Origin of the sequence: Marinomonas algicola, from assembly GCF_014805825.1 — a bacterium.
In the GTDB taxonomy this organism is placed as follows: Bacteria; Pseudomonadota; Gammaproteobacteria; order Pseudomonadales; family Marinomonadaceae; genus Marinomonas; species Marinomonas algicola.
The window spans coordinates 3,430,903-3,456,519 of sequence record NZ_CP061941.1; the positions used below are offsets into that span (position 1 = coordinate 3,430,903).

Genomic DNA, 25,617 nt, shown 5'->3' on the forward strand with positions numbered 1-25,617 from the left:
AGTAATTATAAAGTGGGTAAGTTATAAAAAGTTTTTCGGCAGGAGTCAGGAAAAATTGAGTCGTTCTTCAAAATAGACATGATTTTATCTACGACAAAACCATCTCCATAGGGGTTATGCCAATTAATATTGTCTTTTGGTAGCGTTAATACCTCAGCAATCTTAGCGATGATGTCAGTCGTCACACAAGGCACATCGAATACGGTAGCACCTTGCATTCTGCCTTTTTGTCGATCACCAACATTAATCGTTAAGCACTGATACGCTGGCGCTTCATACAGACCGCTAGACGAATTACCGACCACTAAATCGGCATAAGTTAACGCAGAAATATACCGCTGAAAACCAAGACTAGCCGATAAAAACACACGACCAATATGCTGTTTTTGAAATGACTTTAAATGATCGATTAACGCCTGGTAGTCTTTATCGCAATTTGGGTACGTAATCAGTAAATTATGGGTATCCAAGACAGATTCAAGAGCGGTAAGCACCGCTTTCTGTTGAGCTAAAACATCTTTTTTTGACCAAGTTTCTGGGTGATAAGTAACCAATAAAAAAGGTTTACTATTCTCTGCCCACATTTTTTGAGTTAACACGTCATAGTCAATAATTTCAGTTCTTCTTGAGTGCTCCAGACCTAACTCTCCAACATTAAATACTCTGTCTGGGGATTCTCCCATTTGTATCACTCTTGTGCGAAATGACTCATTGGCAACAAAATGCCAATAGCTTAACTTGGTAACAGCGTGCCTCACTGCGTCATCAAGCGCACCTTCAGTCAACTCACCACCACTTAAATGAGCAATGGGAATATCTAGCATTAACGCGGTACTGGCCACACTCAAGAGTTCATAACGATCGCCTAATACGATCAATAAATCTGGAGACAAAGAGGGTAAAGATACAGACAATAGTTTGCTGAATTTTGATAATTGATCGGCAGGGTCAGCGGCATTCTCATCGGTTAAATAAGGCAGCATAGCGCTAACAGGAAAGCCGGACTGTTCAATCTCAGTCAGTGTATACCCCTGATTCTCACATAAATGGGAACCAGCAACGATCAATTGCACCTCAAATGACTTATCGATCATTAGCTGATGAATCAACCAATATAGCAAACCAAATTCAGATCTATTTGTGGTAACAATGCCTATTTTTTTCATATCACTACAAGGATTAAACAATAAGAGATGGGGAGCTTGGTAATGAGATAACCTGTTGAACGGCACTCTGTGAGTTCGATAAATCCCCTTTAAAACACGTTTCATACATTGGTAATGTATGATTTAAATTCCAAAGAGGCCTAACCATAAGCCCGTTATCATTGAGTTCTTGAATAAAGCTGTCTTTACGTTCCGGAGACACTTTAACCGATAACAACCAATGATTGCATTCATGCTCATATCTAGGAACCATAGGCGTCACGTCACTAAAGCGATGTAACAACTGAACCAAATCATTAAATAGCGCTCTTTTTTTTCGAATCTTATCATCTAGTGATGATAATTGACCGACTAATAACGCCGCATTTAAATTAGGCATTCGATAATTAAAACCCACTTGATCATGATAGAAAAAGCCGTCACCTGAGGTTTTCGCAGTGGTACTTAAATGTTTAATCAAATGCATTTTATTGGGATCTTTGGCGATAACCATACCGCCACCACCGCTGGTAATAATTTTATTGCCATTAAAACTAAACGCAGCCACATCCCCAAATAACCCAGTATGAGTCCCTTGAAGTTTTGTTCCCAAGCTTTCAGCACAATCTTCAATTAAAGGCAGGTCAAATTCTTTTGCGATTTGAGCGACTTCTTGAATATACCCTTGAAGCCCAAAAATATGAACATAAACAATCGCTTTAACCCTTTTCCCAGTAAACTTATTCACCCAGCATTGATTTTTACGCACGAGCACGTTTGATAAATGCTCTCGCAATTTTTGTGGACATACCCCTAATGACTCCGTCTCAACATCCACAAAATGAGGGTCAGCATTGCAGTAGCGGATAGCATTCGTAGTGGCAATAAAGGTCAATGAAGGCGTAACCACTTCATCGCCCTCAACAACACCAACACTCAATAACGCCAAATGCAGTGCTGATGTACCATTTACTGTAGCTATCGCGCCCGACGCGCCGACATAAGAGGCTATTTTATCTTCTGCCATAGACACATAGGCACCGACACTCGACACCCAACCAGAGTCCAAACAATCAAGAACAAGCTTTTTATCAAATTCAGAAATACTCGGTTCGTGCAGTGCGACAAGACCTTCAGGCTGTTTATGACGATAGAATTTAACGAGAGATTCAACAAGATGGCTCACAGGTTATAGATTCCAGTTTTATAACGAGAGAGATTTTCAGGCTTAACAAACCATGCCGATGTTTCAGCTAGTCCCTTCTTAAAACCCGATAAGCCTCCATAAGATGGCGACCAATCTAACAGCGCTTTTGCCTTCGCGTTTGTGGAAAATAAACGCTCCACTTCACTGCCTTCAGGCCTTAGCCTTTGATCATCAGTCACGATTTCTATTTCAGCACCCATTACTTCCGCGATAGCCAGTGCCGTATCCAAAATACTAATTTCAAAATTGGAACCCAGGTTTATTACTTCACCAATGGCATCGGCTGCGTTTATCGCTTTTTCAAAACCAGACACAGTATCTTTAACAAAATTAAAGTCTCTCGTTGGGTGTATCGCCCCTAACTTAATGTCTCTTTCACCGCTGGCAATTTGACCAATAATGGTCGGTATGACCGCTCTTGCGGACTGTCTTGGACCATAGGTATTGAATGGACGAATGGTGGTTACTGGCAACTCAAAAGAACTGTAAAAAGAATAGGCCAATTGATCCGCACCAATCTTAGAGGCGGAATAAGGAGACTGACCGACAATAGGATGACCCTCATCAATAGGAACATACTGAGCCGTCCCATACACCTCGCTAGTAGAAGTATGCACTACTCTAACGCCTAAATCGCGCGCGGCCTGTAAAACATTAAGCGTCCCTTTAATGTTAGTATCGATGTAAGTATCAGGCGAATGATAAGAGAAAGGGATGGCAATTAAAGCGGCGAGATGCAAAACAACGTCACAGCCTTTCATAGCAACACGTACACCATTAGGATCTCGGATATCACCAGAAACAACGTCTATTTGAGAAAGAATGTCATCCGAGACGGTATCCAACCAACCATAGCTATTGAAAGAGTTATAATAAACAAACGCTTTGACGGAATAACCTAATTTAATTAAGTGCTCTACAAGATGAGAACCAATAAACCCATCCGATCCAGTAACCAGTACTTTAGTGGACATGCTTATCACCCTCCTCTGATTCTGAGCTTTTTGGCTCTTCAAAAAGTTTCATGCCATCCCAATCATAGGTATCATGCCATCCAACAACATTTGAGTATCTTTCAACCATAGCATCCAAATATTCAACCCAAACCTCAATTATTTTTTTCCCATATTCAACCACTTCTGACTCATCATCATATTGATACACAACAGTAAGTAGAATGGCATTAATAGAGTTTAAACTGCCTATTAATAAATAATATAGATTGGTTTTACCTTTCCCCTGAGCTCTATAAGAGTTAACAAAATCCGTTTGTTTTTTTGAGACACTAGAGAAAGACCTTCTATCTGTATAATCCACGTCTAATATGTCTTTTAGCGATGAAACGACACTTTTAAACCCATCTAAATCGATGAAATCTTTCTCAGATACATCCAAAGGAGGAGCGTCAAAAAAATTATTGTATATATAGTCTAATGTTTCTTTTTTATGGATATTCGGATCTAACAAAAAGACGTCCTCTGGAGGAAGTGGCTTAATTTTGTCGAATTTAACACCATTTGAACAGTTATAATAATAGGCTTTTTTGTCTTTTATGATTTCCTTCATGAGTATATTAATCATATATCGACTTTGATCCATCAAGTTCGAACTAAAAACCTCACCGCCAAAATTTCCTTCTACTGTCACGCCTGAAGCAGTAGTATAATTTTGGATGGCTTCTACTTCATCTGAATCTTTAGAGTAATAAACACTGTGTTTAGAATGATGTAGACCTCCCTTAACATAGCCACCATCAATACCCATTAAATACACGTTTTTAAAACCAAAATAATAAGCATAAGATAACCCCAAATTACCTACCAGTGGGTTACATGCTTGCAATGCTTGGTATACAGAATCTCGGTCTAATTTTTCTTGAAAAGCCGAAGTCATTGCTTCACCAGTTTTTAAACCATATCCTGTTTTTTCAAAATAAGAAAAGTAATCTGGATGCATTACATTTACTGATAATGCTAAAATGTCTTTTAAATAATCAGCTGGCAAAAATTTAAACTTATCGGCTGAATGTTTAGTTCTTTCTACATCTAGTTGAATATCGGGTTTAATACCGTAACGATATAAGGTTGTTATCGTCGTTCCACAAGACATCAAAATAACTTTGTCACGATTCTCCTTGATGACATCAATACAATTATCAAGAGACGGTCCATTGCCAATAATAAAAACGGGTAAATTTTCAATTTTTCTTTTTATTTCTGGTGATATATTTTTATTACTTTTTAGAATAGGCGTTTTGTTTTTTAAATTAGTATAACCATGGCCTATCGAAAAAACACCATCATCAAAGAACCCCCAACCTCCAATTTGTTGATTGTAGTTTTTATGCATTTCCTCCATAGCCACATCAAGCTTCTTACTTTTATAATGAAGATATAAGAAAGTTTTAGACGCACTATAACGACCATTAACATCAACCTGAGAAATATAATCTCTTGGATAATCTAAAGGGTCACTTCCAACATTGATATTTAATGTTGACTTATTTTTATCCACCTTTAAAAATAATTTTTCCCAATCAAAAATAAATAACGATGCAAAAAAAAGTAATGGATCAGGTTCATAGAGGAAGTAGTGATTTGAATTTATTTTTGATATTAATTCATCTAAGTGATATCCAAGCCCAATACCAAAAACCATAAGGCTTGGAACAAATTCAGGAACATTCGTTAATAGTGTAAGGTTGTCTCTTGCATCTAAACTAACTTGTATTGCTTTATTTAAATACTCTGTCTGAATCTGATCCCGAGGATTTTTTTCCAAGCCGTAAACTATCTTAGTAAATGTAGGATGGCTCAAAAAAAATTCAACCTGTTTTTTCGAGTCTTTAACAGGATCATCTCCGTATAACGGAGCATTTTCTGAAGTGTGTAGAATATTTAAGTTTCCAGACTTAGATATAAAAAAGAGGTTCTGATTAAATTCAAAGTCTTTGAAGTCACTTAGAATATGAGGCATATACTTTTCAAATGCTTCCTTATTCTTTTTAAAACATTCATTCAAACTCTCATCTAGTACTATGGCTTGTTCTTTTAGTTCAGCTAGTTTTTGAACAGACCTTTCAGCTTCTGAAATTTTTTTTTCAATATCATTATTCATGATTTAAAGTATCCTTGTACTTGCCTAGAGCTTTACGACTTTTAATGCTGTAGGAAGTTTTTTCAAGAAGTTCATATTGTGACTTTTTCAAAGCAAGAGAGACACTTTCATTCTGCTCCAAAATTTTTTGCCAGAACTCTTTAGGCATTACATGAAAATCTATACTGTAGATCAAGTCATCTCTTTGCTTCACTAGCGTAACCAAATCATAAGCAAAATCAGATGGATCTTTTTTAGAAAGTATAACGGAGATAGCTTGAGCGTTTTGTATCAGTTCCTCCTTTATGTCATTGGAGGCCGTCATAGTGCAGATGAGCGCATGCTCGCCGCTTCTTGTTTATCCGACTCAGTAACCTGATCCCAAGCAGACTTTATCGTTAAAAGCAGAGATGAAACCTCATCTAATATAGACACATCCATTTGTCTACTCGCTTCACTGATACGAAAAATCATATATTCATATAAAGAATCTAAATTTTCAGATAACTCCGGATTAAACTCGGGCTCAAGTGCATCTCTCAAGGCATTAATAATTTCAGTTGCTTTCGTTAAACAAACTGACTTAGTCTCGAAGTCTTTGCGCTCAATCGCTCCTTTACCTTGAGCCAACCGCTCTAATGCACCTTGCATCAATAGCTGAATGACTCGATGAGGATCAGCTGAAGCCAAATCTGAGCGTAATGAGTCTTTTTGATAGGCTTGAATACCTTTTTTCGAATACATCAATGAACCTTTAATAATTTCTAATTATTACTTGTAAAACCAGGTAAATTCGCCAACTGTCCAGCTAAATACGTACTTTGAGCATTAAGAGAAGCCAAGGTAATATCCAAAGAGGTAAACTGCTTTCGAAGCGTTTCTTCGTATTGATCCATTCGATAATTAAACGCCTCTTGGCTTTCGGCCGTATCATCAATTTGTTCTTGGACCGTTTCAGTACGTTTATCGAAAATACCACCTGTTTGAGTATACGGTTCCAGCATACCTGAAACAACGGTAGCAAGGCCATCCTCACCAGCAAACATCTTAGCTAAATCATCATACCCAGAATCTAAGGATTCATTAAATTTAGTAGAATCAATTGACAGATTACCCTCATTATCCATTTCAATGCCAATATCAAAAATCGTTTCGAAATCACCTAGCCCATCAGACTGAGACATCAAGCTTCTGGATAATTGCGCTTCTAAGTTTCGTATAGAACTATCACCGTTTAACGCGGCACCAATCTGTGTAGCTTCATTAAATACGCTCAGCATTTGGTTATAATTACTCACAAAACCTTCAATTAATGATTTTACACCCTCTTTATCAGTCGAAATACTCGCTGACGCGGTTTCACCAGCACTCTCTTTTAGAGCGGTAATATCAACCCCAGAAATAACATTTTCAAACGTATTAGAATCACTTTCAATCGCGAGCCCATCCACAAAGATACGTGCTAACTTTGCTTCATCCCCTGCTTTTATTGTCATTCCAGTAGAGACAGCATCTAAAGAGGCATCATCATTTGTCACGACTAAATCATTACCTGCTCCGGTTACACTGGAAGTGAGCACTAAGCGAACATCAGACCCGGTATCAATAAGGTTAGCAGAAACACCATAATTGTTTTCATCATCATTGATCAACTCCCTTAGCTCTTCCAAAGTAGCCCCGGCTGGAACGGCAAGCGTAAAGCTATCATCAGCACCGGAAGTAAAAGTAAGGTTACCGCCACCAGCTGAAACGACGTCTGATGCAGAGGAAAAAGCAGATGCCGCCGATTCACTACGACTGCCCTGCGCTAGTTGATCGACTGAAATTTGATAACGGCCTGTAGAAGCTGAAGAGCCTGGAGAAACACTAATAATATCACCAATACTCGGTTGAGTAATGGAGGCCGTTCGATTTTGAAAGTCTTCTAAATCATTAAGACTGTCTACCGATGTTTTAAAAGCATCAACCCTTGAATTAATCGCCCCAACAGCAGATAGCTGAATATTTAAATCTTGGGTTTTACTACTAAAAGAAGATGTTTTTGCATCCCTTTCAGCACTGACAAGAGAACTAATTAAACCCTCTAAGTCAAGACCACTACCAATACCTTGAGCTGTTATAGTCATAATGCACCCCCGTCAAGTTTAAATATACCAAGAAAAAAATACTCTATAATATTACACCGAGCTATTGATTAATGCTCCTTTAAATTCACTCAACTGATCGACAAGCTCATCAATTCTTTCAGACATTTTCAAAAATTCTTCGGAAGGCATTTGCCTAACAACCTCTCCACTTTCTTGATCAATCACACGTACAATTCTTTGATTACTTTCTTCAGATACTTCAAATGAAAGCTGGACGTTCAATTGATTCATTTTTTGATTAGTAAGGCTTACATCTTCTTCTTGTATTTGTTCAATACTACTTCCACTAACAAGCGCTCCCTGCTCACTCCCTTGACTTAATCGCCCATCACTCGCATTTGTATCGGCCAGCTCAGTTACTTTTTTAGCATCCATTTCTTTTTTTGCTTGGAAATTTTGTAATAAACTAGCCTCACTATTACTTGAACTAGAGTTCAATAAGGGGGTTTTCAACAAATCATTTAAGCCAATAGCCATAATAACTTCCTCCTGAAACATAAAAGCTGAGGGACTCCTCAGCTTTTATCATATCAGAAATTAACCTAACAAAGACAAAGCGGTTTGAGGCCTTTGGTTTGCTTGGGATAAGATAGACGTACTCGCTTGCTGTAAAATCTGATTACGAGTCAACTCGGCTGTTTCCACAGCAAAATCCGTATCTCGTACACGAGATCGAGCGGCTGAGACGTTTTCAGAAATATTACTCAAGTTACGAATCGTAGAGCTAAAGCGGTTTTGAATCGCACCTAACTCAGAACGTTTCGCATCAACAACTGAAATCATCGCATCAATGGTTGAAATTAAGTCCTGAGCATTAGCGATACTTGTTAATGACAAGCTTGTTGTACTAACAGTAGATCCAACACCGGCCAGACCTGTTACGGCTGATGCCGCACCAGCAATACCCGACATGGTAAAACCACCATTAGCATTAATCGCTATTGAACCACCAGTATTTGTAGTGATTGTAGACATGGAAAAACTGATTGTTTGACCACCTTCTGCACCTACTTGAAAACGAGCAGAGTACGATCCATCCAACAGGTTTTGACCACCGAAAGAAGTTTGCTCTGCAACACGGTTAATTTCTAGGCGCAATTGATCAGCTTCTTGTTGAAGTGCCAAGCGGTCTTGATCATTGTTGGAATCATTTGATGCTTGAATAGACAGAGTTCGCATACGTTGCAACATATTTGTTGTTTCGTCTAATGCACCCTCCGCTGTTTGAGATAAAGATATACCATCATTTGCATTTCGTACCGCTTGATTCAGACCATTGATCTGAGACGTTAAACGGTTAGATATCTGAAGACCTGCTGCATCATCTGCCGCAGAGTTGATTCGAAAACCAGAAGATAAACGCTTGAAAGATGTATCTAGCGCATTTCCAGAATTGGATAATTGACGTTGCGCATTCAATGATGACGCATTTGTATTTACCATAACAGCCATAACAGCCTCCTAAGTATCGCCATGAAAGCCCGTTCCAAAAAACGGTACTTTTATAAAATACTGGTCAATATCGCCAAATATTAAACCAATAAAATAAACCTCTTATGAAGCTTTTCGGCCGAACCAGATAGAGCTTTAGCTAAAAATGAAAAAAACATCCCTTTTACGGCAAAAAAAAACCTTCAAGATGGCAATATAAATCCTTTTTCATATAAAAATCATAAAGATAAAACAATAATTAATTAGATTAATTATTTAAAAAAAACCACAAAACCTACCTAAACATACAATTTGAGAGTACATAAAAATCAAATAGGAAAATGGCATGGATAATGCTTACCTTTAGATGTGGGGCGCCAACCTCACAAAAAAAAACCAAGCACTGACATGCTTGGCATAAAACACTTCTAGGAGTAAGAAGCGAGAATTCGAATATCATCGCCAAACCTCTTGCCTCCGATATTCGAGAACTTTCCTTCAAGCGGCCTGATCAGCCGCTTTATTTTTAACTATTCTTTAAGAATTAACCCCCAAGTAAAGACAATGCCGCTTGTGGGCGCTGATTCGCTTGAGAAAGAATTGTAGTACTTGCTTGCTGCAAGATTTGGTTACGAGTCAATTCCGCTGTTTCTTGAGCAAAATCCGTATCTCTAATTCGAGAGCGAGCGGCCGATACATTTTCAGCGATATTCGATAAATTACGAATTGTAGAACTAAAGCGGTTTTGAATCGCACCCAATTCAGAACGTTTAGTATCCACGACAGAGATCATAGCATCAATCGTAGAAATTAGGTTTTCCGCATTAGCGATGCTCGTTAATGACAAGGTTGTTGTACTAACAGTAGAGCCAAGAGTCGTTAGACCTGTTACGGCTGATGCGGCACCAGCAATACCTGACATGGTAAAACCACCGTTAGCATTAATCGCTACTGCACCACCACTATTTGTAGTAATTGTAGACATAGAAAAACTGATTGTTTGACCACCATCTGCCCCCACTTGAAAGCGAGCAGCATAGGAACCATTCAGTAAATTTTGACCACCAAAAGTAGTTTGTTCAGCAACACGATTGATTTCTAAACGAAGTTGATCGGCTTCTTGCTGAATAGCCAATCTATCTTGGTCTGTGTTTGAATCATTCGATGCTTGAATGGCCAACGTTCGCATACGCTGTAACATGTTGGTCGTTTCATCAAGCGCCCCTTCAGCTGTCTGCGACAAGGAGATACCATCATTAGCATTTCGTACCGCTTGGTTCAAACCATTAATTTGGGAAGTCAAACGATCCGAAATTTGAAGGCCTGCCGCATCATCAGCCGCTGAGTTAATACGAAAGCCAGAAGACAATCTTTTGAAAGATGTATCTAATGAGTTACCTGAATTCATAAGCTGTCTTTGAGAGTTCAAAGAAGACATATTTGTGTTTACGTATAAAGCCATTTCATTTCTCCTAGAATCTGTTAACTAAAGCACAACCTTTTGATTTAATTAATTATTTGGTTGTTTGTGTCTTATTATAGTTATCGTCACCTAAGATTGGATCTTTAATGTTTTTTTAAGTTTTTTTTAAAAGTTTTAAAACCAGGCCTAACAAAAAAATGGAGGGGATATGTATCGTTCGAATAAGATAAAACTTTAGGTTTTTTTCTGTTTTTCGTGGGAATTTTCAATAATATTGCACTAGAGCTACAATAAATGATTTATAAACTGAATTTTATGAATCTGTGGGTCTGTTTCTTCTACTATAAACACATCCACTTGTTTTGAACTAGTTTGATCTACCGAAATATCCGTTACAGGAATAAATGCATTTTGTGACAAGCTAAAAACCTGTCGAACCAAGGCAGGTTGATTCTGTTTATTTAATGTAATAATAAAACCAATTCGATTATTAGATAACAAAACGCAAGCACCAACAGGATACTGCCCCATACTTTTAACAAACGTTTTCACTAACATTTTATCAAACGCCAAACCAGACTCTTTTAGCAAACGCTGACATGCCTTAACTGGCCCCATTGATGTTTTATGCTGCTGCTCAGACGTCATGGCATCATAAGCGTCAATAATAGCCGCCATTTTTCCATAAATAGAAATTTCACTATCTTGCTTACCTTTTGGGTAACCTGTGCCGTCAACCCTTTCATGATGATCATCAACCATCTGATAAATCAATTTAACCAAACCATCCGATTGCTTCACCGCACTCAGAGCAAAATCTATATGCTTACGAAATAAGTCAAATTCATTTGGTGTTAGCTTATCACTTTTTGACGCTAAGGCATCTGGCAAGCGAAAGCGCCCGATATCAAACAGAATCCCTCCCAAAGCGATAGCGGAAACATACCCATCAGACAAACCAATAACTCGTGAAAAATGAATACCTAATACAGCTGAACTCAGTAAATGCTCAGACAAATAAGAGGCAGGCGTTTTAACATGGCGCAATGCCAACAAAGCAAATGGATTTCTATCGTAAGAGGAAATTAATAATTGACAAAATTTTTGTAATGCCAGCACATCAAAAGCGGTTCCAACTTTCATAAACTGGGCTTGCTCAGAAACTAATTTTTTACCTTCAGTAAACAACTTGTTGGCAACAGTAATCTCTAAACTGAAATCCATTAATTTATTTTTTGCGGCTTGAGGAGATGTTTTTTTCTTCACACTTGAAAATACGACGTCTGGTGAGTCCACGTCTTTTAGACCAACATGCTCAACGGCTAACTCATCTATACGCCCATCTTTAAAAGCCAATATATAGTCTCGCGTGTGATCATTTAAAACACTTCGAAAATAACGAAATAAGCTACGCCCACTATTAGATAACATCCTTAAGTCGCAGGTATTATTACTATTTAGTTTTTTTAATCCTTTGATTGATTTACCGACAGAAAGCGAAAGGCATATCTGTAAAAAACGCTCCTCAGAATCATAAAGACGATCTTTATCAGACGACAGGACATCTCGATGCTCAAAGTTACTGATATAAGGCAACACCCCTTTATCAAGGGCCTCTTTTACCAAATCCAATGCCATTTGACGCTTAGCAATTAAAATCACCCGATGATGCTTACCATGCTCTTGAATTAAGTTAAGAACCCTTTTGCTTCGCCTAATTTCCACGCCAATTTGCAACGCATCTAATAGAAGATCCACATCGAAGTAATCAAATGAAATATCAACCCCGAAACAGACATCAACCTTAAATGCCACCATTTATAAACCTATAAGACGTTGAATAATGAAAGACTGGTCAAACGAGTAAACAACAACTGAGACGCACTAATCGCCGCTTCAGCTTGTGCCAATTCCGCCGATGCAGCACCGATATCCAATCCAGAAATATTAGATGAAGCGGATTGATTAGAGAGCTTATTTGTCGCTTGATAGGATTCAATTTGAGTAATGGTATTCAGTCCAGAACCAATATTTGATAATCCAGCCCCCATCGTACTTTGAGTACTGATCATGCTGACACTCGCGTCCCTTAAAGCCGACTGGCGAGCATTGTCATTTAAAGAAGGATCCTTTAATGCGTCAATTGCTTTTTGCATCTCATTTAACACATTATCGCGAACCGGAGGGTCTAAACTGATGTCTATCACAGAACCTGCCACGCCATCCATTGTTACTTCCATGCCAAATACACTAATAGGCTCACCTGAAGTATAATCCCCACTGGCTATCGCTGTGCCAACAGCATCTCGTAATGTAAAGCTATCTGGAGAACCTGCCGTTGTAGTCAATAAATACTGATTTAACGCTGGATTAATCGCATCATAATTATTTTTAACAAATAAATCATACGCACCTTGATCTCCAACCTTAAAATTCGACATAGTGGCTACACCAGAACTAACGACACTGGTAAACGTTCTTCTTGTAGGAACATCTTGAAAAAGTGATTTTCCTGATTCCGAAACCGGGATAGAGACCGTTTCAGCCAACTGCGCAAACTTTTTCCCTTCATTACCAAAATACTCATAACGCCCATTTGATTGAAGTTGAAAAGGTGGGCTTTTAGTGTCTGTACCTGAGAATAGATAGTCACCGTCTGAATTTTTTGAATTCATTAAATCTGCCGCGGTGTCTCTAATAGACGACAGTTCTTGAGCGATTGAATCAAGATCCGATTGGCTATTGGCCCCATTTTCAGATTGAATAACCAAACTTCGAGCTTTATCTAAGAGATCATTCAAACTTGTGAGTGCAACATGTTGGTACTCAAGACCATTCTTTGCAGAGGTACCATTAGACTTGTACTGATCCAAAAGTCTGTTGTTGGCTTCGTAGCGGAGCACCTGCCCAGCACCAACAGGATCATCACTTGCTTTAACAATACTGGATTGTTCAATAATTTTACGGTTTGTATCTAGGTATCGTTCGTTTGATCTTTCTAATCCTTCAGAAGATTGACGGTATATATAGTTATTGGTAATTCTCATCGCTCTACCTCACCGCACTTAACAATGCTTGGAATGTATCTCTTGCTGCCGTTATTACCTGCGCAGAAGCCGAATAGGACTGTTGGAATCGAACCAGTTTAACGGCTTCCTCATCCATACTAACGCCTGAAACCTCGTCTCGCCTATTCAAACTTTGCTGCAACACAATGTCACTTGAATCTAAATTTAATTTTAAAGACCGTGCCTCACTACCGACATTAGTCACGAGAGCGGTATAACTTTGTGTAAAAGATCGACCACCCTCAATCACGCCCTTATTCTGAAGCTCGGCTAATTTTAGACCGTTAAAGTTATCGCCTCGGCCCGCTGTATTAAACGCCATCGCAAAACTATCACCAGGTGTTGGGACAGATGAAATTGAAACATCGTAACCAGAAGCGGCCAATCCGGCTTGATCCAGTAGATTATTATAGTCGGTAACCCCAGAAACGGTGGCCAAAACATTCCCTCCACCATCTAGAACTTCGTATTCATCAGATAAGGTAAATCGAATAGACTGTGGTGCGGCAGGATCGAGCCCCCCACCAAACACAAAGCTTGAGGTTGCTGGGTCGGTATCCGTGATGTTAGATAAACTAATGTTTGCATCAGAAATATTCGCCGACGCGCTGGACACCGTAACAGGGGCATTTAACGCCAGCTGTTCACCCGACCCCATTGACACGTCAAGCCCTCGAGCGGCTCCGCTTGTGGGTGTAAATTGATAAAGGTCACCATTTTCAAAGGGAACAGTAGGGTCGGCCTGTAAGCGAACTTCTATTCCTAGCCCGGGAATCGATACATAGCCATCGGCAGAAGGAACCGCGGTGGCAAGATCGACACTGACCAACACCCCATTCGCCTTCCCATTAGCATCAAACCCTTTAACGTCAAACGTCGTCGCGGACGTCATGGTTAGATTATAAGTATCGGTTGTAATTTCACTCGATTTTCCCGCTTCAGGACGAACTTTAACACTATGGGACAAACTTGAGTTGTCGGCTTTTTGATTTATTTGAACAGCATCAAGTGAAAAAAGATTTTTACCGTATTCACCATTATAATCTAGGCCTAACTTATTTTGCTCATTCATAGTGTCGGCTAGAACAATGGCCTGTTGGCCTAAACGTCGATCCATTTCAGTCAGCATATCATTACGATAATCCATCAGCGCACCAAGCTGACCACCTAAAGAATCGTTATTCAATCCAATTTCATAGCGACCGAAATCCAAGGTTAAATCGTATTCGGTAGGATCAAGCTCATTAGGTGATAACTTCAACGTCTTAGTATCATCTTGTAATACCAAAGGTTGCCCATTTTTCAATTGAAGCTCCATCAAGCCATTACTATCATAAGACAGCTTAACCTCAATCATTTCACTAATGCTTCGCGCCAGCTCTTCCTGCTGGTCTCTTAACTCATTAGCAACACGCCCACCCACCGTTTCTTGAACCAATATCTTTTCATTTAAATTCGCGACTTGAGCCGATAACTGATTAATCTCGTCAATAACAGAATTAAGTTGATTATTCGCCAGCTGATTTTGATCTTCAACAAAACCTGCTAACTCATTGTATTGACTAACCATGTTATTAAAATTGTTAAACGCGCTGTCACGTGTTGCTAAATTCGTCGGATCGGCATTCACCGACTGCAAGGCTGAAAACATGTTATCAAGATACGTATTCAAGGATACCGACTGATCGCCTACAATTTCATCGGCTGTTGAGGCTAATTGATAAAACTTTTCATAATAATGGTTCAGAGAGGTATCCGCGCGAACTTGCTGGTTCAGGAACTGATCAACGACTCGCTCGGTATCTCGTACCTCGACCCCACCATTCAATGTGGAAGATAGAACCGTGGTTTGTCGATTAAAGCCAGCCGTATTAACGTTAGAGGTATTCTGCCCCGTCGTTGTAATGAGAGCATTACTGGCTTGAATACCAGATAATCCAATTGAATATAAGCTTGCAGCCATAATGACTTACCTCGATTTCACTTTGTCTTTTCCAGGCTAGGAACTTAGCAAGGATATTAAGTATATCGGTTAGGCATGCAAAAACTTGACCACTTTATAAAGAATATAAGAGAGACCTAAAGAAGTGTTTTAAACCATTTACTTGAGAGGATATTACCTATTTTTTGACTGTAGTTAGGGTCCGTCGCGTACCCACCTTTCTGCAAATAAGCGGCAAACATTGCCGCATTATCGCCTGCCATTAAGGCATCTTTATACCGCTCACTGTCTTGTAGAAAACGAGCGTAATCATTAAAGCTTTCAGAGAAGGAATTATAAGCTCGAAACGGGGCCTTCTGTTTTTTTGCAACGCCATCTTCATACTCAAGCGTTGTAACAACCGCTCGATCTCCTTGCCAGCGAGAGTCCGCCTTTATCCCAAACATATTAAAGCTTGCACTACCATCCGCTTTGGCAATAGGAAACTTTCCCCAACCTGTCTCCAGCGCGGCTTGAGCTAGAATAGCTTTAGGATCAACCCCAAGTTGCCTACCCGCCTCTTGAGCTAACGGCCAAAGGCGCTCAACAAAGGTTTCAGGGGAATCAAATATCACACTTTTAACCGGCACAGTATCCGCTTGAGATGCATCTAAAGCCCCAACTTTAACCGCCGTTGAGTCAACAGTTTTTGCCGATTCCGCTTTTTCTAACAGGCGCCTCCCTGCCTCTTGCGCCATCAACTGAATCTTTGCCAAGTCTTGTGAAGCAATACTTTGTAGCAATTTGGAGTCACCTTCTACATCACCTGTTGCAGCCGATAAAGAAGCACTACCACGGCCCTCGAATTGACGAATGAGAGCGTCCGCTAAACCCACACCACCGGAGGTCGACATTGATTGAGCCATTTGAGAATCTAACATGTCTTCGTATTGCCTAGTTTGATTACTGGAAAATAAATCTGTACCACCAATAACCTCATTAGCGCTGCGCATATTCTTCAACAACATACCAATAAAAATAGATTCAAACTCTTGAGCCACTCGCTTTAAAGCCGCATCAGGGTCTTTCTGAGCCTGCGTTTTTAAATTCGCTAAAGAGGAAAAGTCGCCATAAAACTCATTAGCATTAATTTTATTCATAACGTCCTCTCACTTGCGAATTCAAAAACATAAAACGCTATATTACAACAAGGTCTGCATTCAAAGCGCCCGCTTGTTTGAGACCCTCAAGTATCGCCATCACATCACCCGGTGCAGCACCGACCTGATTAACCGCTCTTATAATATCATTCAAAGAAGCCCCAGGATCAAAAAGAAACATATGACCACTATTTTCATCAACCGTAATTTCGGTGCGAGGAGCCAAGATTGTCTCGCCACCAGCCAACGCATTAGGCTGGCCGATTTCAGGATTTTCTTTAATGGTTACCGTTAAACTACCGTGCGTCACGGCCGCTGGCGTTACCGTCACGTTTTGACCAATAATAATGGTTCCTGTCCGTGAGTTAATGACTATTTTCGCTCTCTCCTTGCCCAGCTCAACCTCTAGATTTTCTAAAATGGACAAGAATGAAACCCTCTGGCTTGGGTCTCTTGGCGCCGATACCCGGATAGACGTTGCATCTAAGGTTTGCGCAATATTTGGTCCCAATAAATTATTAATACGATCGGCTACGTGTTTCGCCGTCGTAAAGTCGGGGCGATTCAAGTTGAAGGTTAATGTGTCACCTCGATTAAAACTATTCGGCACAACCCGCTCTACAGAAGCACCATTTGGAATACGGCCAACCGTAGGAATATTAATCGATAATCTAGAGCCATCGGCGCCTTGAGCACCTAAACCACCAACCACCAAGTTACCTTGGGCAATAGCATACACCTCACCATCCGCACCTTTTAATGTCGAAAGCAACAGAGTTCCCCCTCGCAAACTACTGGAATTACCAATAGACGATACAGTCACATCAATACTTTGACCGGGTTTTGCAAAAGCAGGCAAGGTAGCGGTTAAAGAAACAGCCGCCACATTATCTGAATTCGTTTGCACCCCTTCCGGCAAGGTTATGCCAAATTGGGACAACATACTGGCAAAACTTTGCTCTGTAAAAGCCGTATTATCACCCGTACCATTTAAACCAATGACCAAACCATAACCAAACAATTGGTTGTCACGAACACCTTCAACCGTAGTAATGTCTTTCAGCCTTTCAGCATAAGACACACTCGCCATCATCAGTAAAATCAGTATAGTTAACAGTTTCATAAGCTCAACCTGACAAAATAAAAAGCGTTCATAGCAAACCGTTCGACAAAAGCATCAAAACGGCATCCAACTTGAGTTAACAAATCGACTCAACCAACCCTGCTTACTGCCTTCTGAAAGTTCACCTGTACCGGAATACGCAATACGAGCATCCGCTAATCGAGTGGAACTTACTGTGTTTTCCGCACTGATATCAGACTCTCTAACCAGACCAGACACTCGAATGTACTCTTGACCACGGTTTAGGGTAATCCATTTTTCACCACGTATTGCCAGCAGACCATTTGGATAAATATCATACACGGTAACCGTAATACTACCGGATAAACTATTACTTTGATTGGCATCAGCACTGCCTGAAAAGTCACTGTTCGTACTGGGTAAATTTGTATCCAAACCAATCGGAATGCCTAATAAAGTAGGATTTGAAATAGTTGATGAGGACGACTTAGACACACTAGCATCATTTGACTTAGTAGACCGAGTACTTTCACTCAAGTTTATCGTCAGAATATCACCAATCCGTCTCGCCTTTTTGTCTCCAAAGAAAATATCCCCCATTCCCGCCTGATAAATACCGCCATCCGCGTTTCGGTTTGCTTGTATATTTTCTTGAATGACAGGCGCATAAAAAGGATCATCAGAGGTCGGGGTTGGCTCCACTACCGCACAGCCCGTTAACCAAACACCTAAAGCCGCCAATATAAACAATCTCATACTTTCACCTATTCACTTATTAGAGCTGCTGAGTAACAAAACCTAACATTGAATCCGCTGTAGAAATGACTTTAGAATTCATCTCATAGGCTCTTTGAGTCGTAATCATATTCACCAGCTCTTCGACCGAATTGACATTCGATGCCTCCAACATCCCCTGACGAAGTTCGCCAAGTGAATCTTCACCAGGAACACCAACAATAGGCGCGCCACTGGCATTTGTTTCCGCAAATAAGTTTTGCCCTAGCGCAGCCAGTCCAGAAGAGTTAATAAAACCGGCGATGTTAATAGCGCCCACTTCTTGGGTATCCGTTTCCCCAGCCCTAAGCACAGAAACGACACCATCGTCACCAATCGTGATTTCCACCACATCGGGATCGATTGTCACGGCAGGCTCAAGAGGCAAACCATTTGGTGTCACGATTTGACCATTGCTGCTCAATTGAAAACTACCGTCTCTTGTATAGCCAATAGAACCATCAGGTTGCAGCACTTGAAAAAAGCCGTCACCCTGAATAGCCACATCCAACTGCCTGTCCGTAACGTTGTAATCCCCCTCAGAAAAGTCCTTTTGAGTCGCCGTAACACGAACACCAGAACCAATTTGCAGACCTGAAGGAAGCTCATTATTCTGAGTACTCAAACCGCCAGGTTGCCTAACCGTATGGTACAAAAGGTCTTCAAATACAGCCCTGTCTTTTTTAAATCCAACAGTCGAAATGTTCGCTAAGTTATTTGAAACAACAGACAATTGCTTATCCATTGCGCTTAACCCAGTTTTACTAATCCAAAGAGCTGAATGCATACTTTCACCTATAAAAAATTCTTTTCAAAACAAACATCCGTTTGCCTTCTCATACTACAATCACTGTTTACGCATTACGCTGCAATATGCGTGCCGATGCATTTTCATTGTTCCTAACGGTGTCCATTACCTTAATATTTAACTCAAAGCGGCGAGACAGACTCATGATATGCGTCATCTCTTCGACAGCATTGACGTTACTGCTCTCTAAAAAGCCCGATATCACTTTCGCATTCGGGTTCTGCTCAAATGTCTGCCCCTCTTTACCGTAAATCAAGCCACTGTTACCCTTCTCTAATTGCTTAGTATCTGGATCAACGATTTTAAGTTGGTTAATAACAGCCGTTTCAGCCAAGCCAGCACCTTGTGGAATAATAGAAATGGTGCCATCGTCGCCAATGGTAATTTTATCGAGAGGAGGAAGGAAAATTGGACCGGCATTGCCCATGACTGGCAAACCTGTACCGGTCACCAGCTGACCAATAGACGTTATTTGCAAATCCCCTGCGCGGGTGTAAGCCTCACGGCCAAGCTCATCCTGTACCGTGATGAACCCCTTATCTTGCACAGCAATATCAAGGTCACGACTTGTTTGAATGAGATTGCCCGCTTCAAATCGGGTTCCAGGGTTTTCCGTCATAGCAAAAACGCGGGACGGAAAATGCTCACCGTTAATTTGCATTGAACGGGCTTGTTCAAAATCAGAACGAAAGCCGGTAGTACTGACATTAGCCAAGTTGTTTGCATGAATCGACTGAGCATGCATTGTCTGCTTGCCGCCGCTCATTGCTAAATAGAGTGCTCTATCCATTAGCCATACCCTCAAAATAAGAATCTAGCTAATACAATACAAAAAATATGCCAATAGGAATGAGCACAAAGAAATACAGAAACAACAGACGCACAAAAGCCCTCCCTATCATAAGGAAGGGCTTGGTATTTCAACCTATTAACGTAAGTTAATTATCGTCTGAGTAACCGTATTCTCTGTCTCTAAGGTTTTAGAGTTGGCTTGATAGTTTCTCTGAGCTTCAATCAAAGCAACCAGTTCAGAGGTTAAATCAACGTTGGACTCCTCAAGAGCGCCCCCACGAATACCACCTAACGTACCTGTATTCGCTCGGCCAATGTTTGCCACTCCGGAGCTTGAGCTTGCCACCCAAGCCGTATCACCAGCAGGACTCAACCCATCCGTATTATCAAATGTAGCCAATGCAATCTGACCTAAAACCGCCGTTTGTTGATTTGTATAGGTCGCCATCAAAAAGCCATCTTCATCAAAAGACACTCCTTGTAACTCACCAGCCGCAAAACCATCTTGCTCAAATCGGTCCGTACTGGTTAACGCGTATTGCGTTGTTCCAGTAAGATCCACAGGAATAGTCGCCGTTGGATCAGTTGGATCAAAACCAGTAATTGAAAGCTGAATAGGTGAAGAGATAGCAAAAGGAGGAAACCCTTCATACGTACCCGATAAATTACCCGCCGCATCAAATGTCACAACCGTATCTTCTGGTACAAAACGCGTCTCAGCCGCCGTAACCGGATCAGTAAACGTTTGCTTACCATCAACCGTCACTTTCAATTCGTACGTATTCGACTCACCTTGCTGAATAAAATAATAACCCACTGTGTGCTTCTCACCCAGTGTGTCATAAATATTCTTCGTATTACCGTAAGTATAGCTTGCTGGGTCGGCAGGATCGAAAGACTTCCTCGCCACATTCGTCGGCTCAATCACATTAGCAACCGTCAATGTATCAGCAATCGCAATACCATTTAAATTGCCTGCTAAGGCAAAATCAGCTTGAACCAAGTTAGTAATATCAGTGACTTCCGGCTCTCCCGCGCCTGAATAAAGAACCTGAGATCCTCCAGGTTGAATAACCCCAACTGAATCTCGATAACCATCGGCACCATTAAAAGTAATATGTTGATCGGCTAACCATTCGTTACCCGCATCATCAACAGGAGACCCATCAACGGTTGCATAAACCTGATACGTATTAGGCAGTTCAGATTTAGCATAAAAGTAAGTAACGATGTGATTTTGAGGAGGCACCTGCCCATCCGCCACCGTCTGTGTTTGAGTATAATTAAAGGTCTCAGGATCCGTTGGATCAAAAATAGCGTCTATGTAAGCAGGAACGTCTTCAGACTCCGAATCTAAGTTAGCCTGAATTGAAATGGCCGTTGTAGCTTGCGGCGCAATACGCTCAGTGGGCACAATTAGATTTTCAAGATTACCACCAATGATACCTTCAACGGCATTATAGCCTTGAACATTTGCGCCATCGTTCGTTACCAGATAACCTTCTTCATCTAATTTGAAGTCACCCGCTCGCGTAAACGCCTGAGTCCCCCCCACATCCAAAACAAAGAAGCCAGTTCCATCAACCGCTAAATCAAGGTTGCTCCCTGTATCAGAAATATTACCAGGAGCAAACTGCTGGGCCACATTATTCACACTGACACCAGAACCGATAGCATTACTACTACCTGCACCCAAGACGCTCGTATTATAAAGATCTCCGAACTCAACACGAGAGCGTTTAAAGCCAGTCGTATCGGAGTTTGCTATATTATTACCTGTAACACTCAAAAAATCCGCAGAAGCTTTGATGCCTGAAAGTGCTGTATTAAATCCCATAACGCCCTCCGATTAACCTACTATTTCCAATTCACCAGACAATTTTAATTTACCATGACCAGCAACATTAAGTTCGGTACCATTAGCACCATTAATTGTGACACCCTGAATCTTCGAAGGAAGCAAGGTAGATAACTCAACCACGTCACCCTCAAAGGTTTGTGAGGACGCAGAAAACTGATAATTGCCAGGTGGCAAAGGATTGCCATCTTTATCCATGCCATCCCATTTAAACTCATTCGACGATAAATCAAACTCATCAATGACACGGCCATTCGCATCAGAAACCGTCAGACGTGTCGATTTCGCATCCTCTGGAATACTGACCCTCACATCAATAAGGCCATTCTCAGAAAGCTCAGCCGACTTCTGCGAAACGAACACAGACTTTCCAACCAAGGTCGTCGCTCCCAAAGCTTGACTTGATGTTATTGAGGCCGCCATGTTTTCTAACCGTGAAGAAATTGTCCCAAGTTGCTCTACTTGATTAAACTGAGACATTTGCGCCACCATGTCATTGGTATCTTGCGGCGCCGTTGGGTCTTGATTTTTAAGCTGCTCAATATAGAGCGTCATAAAGACATCTTGATCCCCAATGCTCGCCTTTTCAACAGCCGTTTGAGAATCAATACCTGCAGACGCCTTAGCCTTATCAGTGCCATACTGGGCAATCAAACTGTTTAAACCATTATTTACTTCAGCCATACATCACCCCTTAAGATTGACCAAGCGTCAAGACTTTCTGCATCATACTTTTAGCAGAGTTCATGATCTCAACGTTTGTTTGAAAAGAGCGAGAAGCAGACATCATATCGGCCATTTCCTCTACAGGGTTTACGTTTGGATAAAACACAAAACCGCTTTCATTTGCCATAGGGTGATCAGGCTCATACCTTGGTTCTAAAGGCGCATCAGACTCAATAATCCCCTTAACTTGAACGCCGATGCCAGCTCCCATGCCATTATCGTTAACATTATTCCAACCATGCGCTTGCATCGATTGATCAAACATTTCAGCAAAAACAGGTTTGCGAGCGCGATAGGTTTGATCGGCAGAGCTTGAGACACTGTCAACATTCGCAATATTACTGGCAACCGTATTTAAACGAACACTTTGAGCGCTCATTGCCGAGCCAGCGATGGCAAAAATATTATTTAAAGACATACTTATTGCCCTCCTGATAGAGCTTTCTTCATACCACTAATCTTCCTATCCAAAAACAGGAAACTGGTATCAAACTGCAGTGAGTTTTGTGCAAACTCAGCCTGCTCTCTTTGCATATCAACCGTATTACCATCAATAGATGGTTGACTTGGCGTGCGATACAGTAATTCATCAGAATCAACAGCGGAAAAACCTGACGACTTTGAAAAATGCTTATCACTTGTCGCCGTCATAGATAATTGATTTCGAGTCGCGTCTTGCATCATAGACTCAAAGCTAATATCACGAGCTTTAAAGTTTGGCGTATCCGCATTAGCTATGTTATTTGCCAGAACGGCTGAACGAGCACTACGGTACAACAATGTTTTATCATGCCCAGCCAACGCGCCTTCAAATGTAATAGCCATATCGATAACCTTATTTATAACTTAATTCAATCTACTATTGATTAAGCAAAATGAATGCCAGAAAATAAAAACCATATATTTCAACAGGTTAGTTTTATTCTATTTTAAAAACGGCAAAAAGCGGCAACAGAGAGGCAGTAGGAAAAAGAAATGAAGCAGAAGATAAAAAACGGACAGAAACAGACAATTTAAGGGCTCAACACGTCACAAGAGAGCCCTTTTTGATCACTTAACTCGGTAGACAATACCAGGATGGCACTGAACAATTTCAAACAAAGATGAGAGCCCACTCAACGCCTCGGAACCACCTAAGAACAGATAACCACCAGGGTTAAGTGCTTTGTGCATTCTAGTGAGAATATCAAGTTTTAACTCGGCGGAAAAATAAATCAGTACATTACGACAAAATATCACATCAAACTTACCCAAACCCGCATAAGAATCGATTAAATTCAAATAACGAAAGTCCACTCTACTCTTTATAGGGGATTTGATTCTCCAAGAGCCACTGTCTAATTTATCAAAGTATCGCTTTTGCATACTTTCGTTTAGACCGCGAACAATGGCCAGACTGTCGTACTCAGCCTGTTTTGCGTGCTGTAAAATATTAGTACAAATATCTGTCGCAATAATTTTTTCGCCCGCTCTAAGCTTTCCAGGATTCATTGACTTGTATTCATCAATAACCATACTGATCGAATAAGCTTCTTGACCCGTTGAAGCCGCCGCTGACCAAATTCTAATTGGTCTATCCGACAACTCAGGTAATATTAATTTTTTCAGGATATCGAAGGGATGGGAATCTCGAAACCATAACGTTTCATTAGTCGTCATAGCATTAATAACTTCTTCTTTCAATTTGCTATTTCTTTCCAATAATGAAACCAGGTCTTCTAATTTAGCAATGCCTTCTCTTTCAATTAATTTTCCAAGCCTACTAGCAACCAAATATTGCTTATTGTCACTCAACATAATACCGCATACTTTTTCCAAGTATTGCCTAAACTTTATGTATCCCTGTGGCGTTATTACACTTGTACTACTTAACATTCTCACTCCCAAAAAGCATAAAACCAAACATAAATGCTATATGTTGACATACCTTTAAATTACTCATCTTCACCTTGAGCTTGGACAGTTTCAATTGCTAAACGAGCCAATTCATCAGGTTGGAATTTTGCCAAAAACCCATCTGCACCCACTTTTTTAACCATGGCCTCATTAAATACTCCACTCAGTGACGTATGTAATAGAATAAACAAATCACTTAATCGACTGTCGTTTCGTATTTGAGTGGTTAACGTATAACCATCCATTTCAGGCATTTCTATATCAGAAATCACCATAGAGAATTCTGTCGTAACATCACCGCCATCATCGGCAATATTTTGAAGGTATTCTAATGCTTCACGTCCATCGCATAAAACAGTGGTCGCAAAACCAACGTCTTCCATACAACGCTTAATCTGTTTACGGGCCACACTAGAGTCATCAACAATCAAAATATGATGCTGCTTAGCATTTTCTGTCACAGAATCCGTAACAATGCCAACAGAAATATCTTGTTTAGTGGGTGCGACTTCAGAAAGAATCTGCTCTACATCAATAATCTCAACCATATGCTTGTCGACTTGGCAGACAGCCGTCAGATAATTATCATGCAGTAAGCCTTTTGGTGGTGGCTGAATATCACTCCAGTTCATATTAACGATACGCTCAACACCTTTCACCAAGAAACCTTGAATCCGACGATTGTATTCAGTAATGATGACAAAACACTGACTGATGTTTTCAATAGGCCTATCACCTGTGGCCAAACCCAAATCCAATATAGGTATTGTTCCTCCACGAATGTGAGCGACCCCACGAACAACAGGGCTACTATGAGGCATTGTTGTTAGCTTTGGGCATTGCAGAACTTCTTTCACTTTAAAAACGTTAATGCCGTAAATTTGTTTTCCATTCAAGCGAAATAACAACAACTCCAGACGGTTCTCACCAACAAGTTGGGTACGCTGGTTAACTGTATCGAGAACTCCGGCCATAACTTTATCTCCTATGAACCTTAATGTGTCGCCAAGGCGAACCTCTAAAAGAATATGTAAATATCATCCAATCATAGAGTGATATTTGCTATTTTACTAATATCTTA

At 40.5% G+C, this 25,617-nt stretch carries 24 protein-coding genes; all 24 read right to left on the reverse strand.

Going from position 1 to position 25,617, the window contains the following annotated elements; translation table 11 throughout:
- Positions 1-5: 5 nt before the first annotated feature.
- The gene (gene neuC / locus IEZ33_RS15745) at positions 6-1,166 is read right to left on the reverse strand and encodes a UDP-N-acetylglucosamine 2-epimerase (RefSeq protein ID WP_191600968.1); all 1,161 of its coding nucleotides are present in this window, start codon (positions 1,164-1,166) and stop codon (positions 6-8) included.
- Positions 1,167-1,179: 13 nt separating this feature from the next.
- The gene (locus IEZ33_RS15750; protein WP_191600969.1) at positions 1,180-2,331 is read right to left on the reverse strand and encodes a LegC family aminotransferase; all 1,152 of its coding nucleotides are present in this window, start codon (positions 2,329-2,331) and stop codon (positions 1,180-1,182) included.
- A complete protein-coding gene (locus IEZ33_RS15755) occupies positions 2,328-3,326 on the reverse strand; it encodes an NAD-dependent 4,6-dehydratase LegB (protein WP_191600970.1) in 999 nt (332 codons plus the stop codon). The genes IEZ33_RS15750 and IEZ33_RS15755 overlap by 4 nt, the downstream gene beginning before the upstream one ends.
- Positions 3,316-5,469 (reverse strand): motility associated factor glycosyltransferase family protein, encoded by a 2,154-nt coding sequence (locus tag IEZ33_RS15760; RefSeq protein ID WP_191600971.1) that lies wholly within the window; start codon positions 5,467-5,469, stop codon positions 3,316-3,318. The genes IEZ33_RS15755 and IEZ33_RS15760 overlap by 11 nt, the downstream gene beginning before the upstream one ends.
- Entirely contained in the window at positions 5,462-5,773 is a 312-nt protein-coding gene (locus IEZ33_RS15765; protein WP_191600972.1) for a hypothetical protein, read from the reverse strand. Before IEZ33_RS15765 ends, IEZ33_RS15760 begins: the two co-directional genes overlap by 8 nt.
- Positions 5,770-6,192: a flagellar export chaperone FliS gene (gene fliS, locus IEZ33_RS15770; protein ID WP_191600973.1), complete on the reverse strand. Its 423-nt coding sequence runs from the start codon at positions 6,190-6,192 to the stop codon at positions 5,770-5,772. Before fliS ends, IEZ33_RS15765 begins: the two co-directional genes overlap by 4 nt.
- Positions 6,193-6,212: 20 nt before the next feature.
- Positions 6,213-7,574: a flagellar filament capping protein FliD gene (gene fliD, locus IEZ33_RS15775; protein ID WP_191600974.1), complete on the reverse strand. Its 1,362-nt coding sequence runs from the start codon at positions 7,572-7,574 to the stop codon at positions 6,213-6,215.
- Between the two features lie 51 nt (positions 7,575-7,625).
- A complete protein-coding gene (locus IEZ33_RS15780) occupies positions 7,626-8,072 on the reverse strand; it encodes a flagellar protein FlaG (RefSeq protein WP_191600975.1) in 447 nt (148 codons plus the stop codon).
- Positions 8,073-8,132: 60 nt separating this feature from the next.
- Positions 8,133-9,047, reverse strand: a complete 915-nt coding sequence (locus IEZ33_RS15785) for a flagellin N-terminal helical domain-containing protein (RefSeq protein WP_191600976.1) — start codon at positions 9,045-9,047, stop codon at positions 8,133-8,135.
- Between the two features lie 523 nt (positions 9,048-9,570).
- On the reverse strand, positions 9,571-10,488 hold the full coding sequence (locus tag IEZ33_RS15790; protein ID WP_191600977.1) for a flagellin N-terminal helical domain-containing protein: 918 nt from the start codon (positions 10,486-10,488) through the stop codon (positions 9,571-9,573).
- 246 nt (positions 10,489-10,734) lie between these two features.
- Positions 10,735-12,267, reverse strand: a complete 1,533-nt coding sequence (locus IEZ33_RS15795; RefSeq protein WP_191600978.1) for an HD-GYP domain-containing protein — start codon at positions 12,265-12,267, stop codon at positions 10,735-10,737.
- Positions 12,268-12,275: 8 nt separating this feature from the next.
- Entirely contained in the window at positions 12,276-13,496 is a 1,221-nt protein-coding gene (gene flgL / locus IEZ33_RS15800; protein WP_191600979.1) for a flagellar hook-associated protein FlgL, read from the reverse strand.
- Between the two features lie 4 nt (positions 13,497-13,500).
- Entirely contained in the window at positions 13,501-15,480 is a 1,980-nt protein-coding gene (gene flgK / locus IEZ33_RS15805; RefSeq protein WP_191600980.1) for a flagellar hook-associated protein FlgK, read from the reverse strand.
- 116 nt (positions 15,481-15,596) lie between these two features.
- On the reverse strand, positions 15,597-16,598 hold the full coding sequence (flgJ, locus tag IEZ33_RS15810; RefSeq protein WP_191600981.1) for a flagellar assembly peptidoglycan hydrolase FlgJ: 1,002 nt from the start codon (positions 16,596-16,598) through the stop codon (positions 15,597-15,599).
- Positions 16,599-16,635: 37 nt separating this feature from the next.
- Positions 16,636-17,721, reverse strand: a complete 1,086-nt coding sequence (locus IEZ33_RS15815) for a flagellar basal body P-ring protein FlgI (protein ID WP_191600982.1) — start codon at positions 17,719-17,721, stop codon at positions 16,636-16,638.
- Positions 17,722-17,775: 54 nt separating this feature from the next.
- Complete coding sequence (flgH, locus tag IEZ33_RS15820) at positions 17,776-18,438, reverse strand: flagellar basal body L-ring protein FlgH (protein WP_191600983.1); 663 nt, start codon at positions 18,436-18,438, stop codon at positions 17,776-17,778.
- A 19-nt stretch (positions 18,439-18,457) separates the two neighbouring features.
- Positions 18,458-19,243, reverse strand: coding sequence for a flagellar basal-body rod protein FlgG (flgG, locus tag IEZ33_RS15825; RefSeq protein ID WP_191600984.1), 786 nt, complete (start codon positions 19,241-19,243; stop codon positions 18,458-18,460).
- 67 nt (positions 19,244-19,310) lie between these two features.
- Complete coding sequence (gene flgF / locus IEZ33_RS15830) at positions 19,311-20,054, reverse strand: flagellar basal-body rod protein FlgF (RefSeq protein ID WP_191600985.1); 744 nt, start codon at positions 20,052-20,054, stop codon at positions 19,311-19,313.
- A 138-nt stretch (positions 20,055-20,192) separates the two neighbouring features.
- Positions 20,193-21,893 (reverse strand): flagellar hook protein FlgE, encoded by a 1,701-nt coding sequence (locus IEZ33_RS15835; RefSeq protein ID WP_191600986.1) that lies wholly within the window; start codon positions 21,891-21,893, stop codon positions 20,193-20,195.
- Positions 21,894-21,905: 12 nt separating this feature from the next.
- A complete protein-coding gene (locus IEZ33_RS15840) occupies positions 21,906-22,598 on the reverse strand; it encodes a flagellar hook assembly protein FlgD (RefSeq protein ID WP_191600987.1) in 693 nt (230 codons plus the stop codon).
- A 10-nt stretch (positions 22,599-22,608) separates the two neighbouring features.
- The gene (gene flgC / locus IEZ33_RS15845; RefSeq protein ID WP_191600988.1) at positions 22,609-23,058 is read right to left on the reverse strand and encodes a flagellar basal body rod protein FlgC; all 450 of its coding nucleotides are present in this window, start codon (positions 23,056-23,058) and stop codon (positions 22,609-22,611) included.
- Between the two features lie 2 nt (positions 23,059-23,060).
- On the reverse strand, positions 23,061-23,465 hold the full coding sequence (flgB, locus tag IEZ33_RS15850) for a flagellar basal body rod protein FlgB (protein ID WP_191600989.1): 405 nt from the start codon (positions 23,463-23,465) through the stop codon (positions 23,061-23,063).
- Between the two features lie 225 nt (positions 23,466-23,690).
- Positions 23,691-24,515, reverse strand: coding sequence for a CheR family methyltransferase (locus IEZ33_RS15855; protein ID WP_191600990.1), 825 nt, complete (start codon positions 24,513-24,515; stop codon positions 23,691-23,693).
- A gap of 59 nt (positions 24,516-24,574) precedes the next feature.
- On the reverse strand, positions 24,575-25,510 hold the full coding sequence (locus tag IEZ33_RS15860) for a chemotaxis protein CheV (protein WP_191600991.1): 936 nt from the start codon (positions 25,508-25,510) through the stop codon (positions 24,575-24,577).
- Positions 25,511-25,617: the final 107 nt, after the last annotated feature.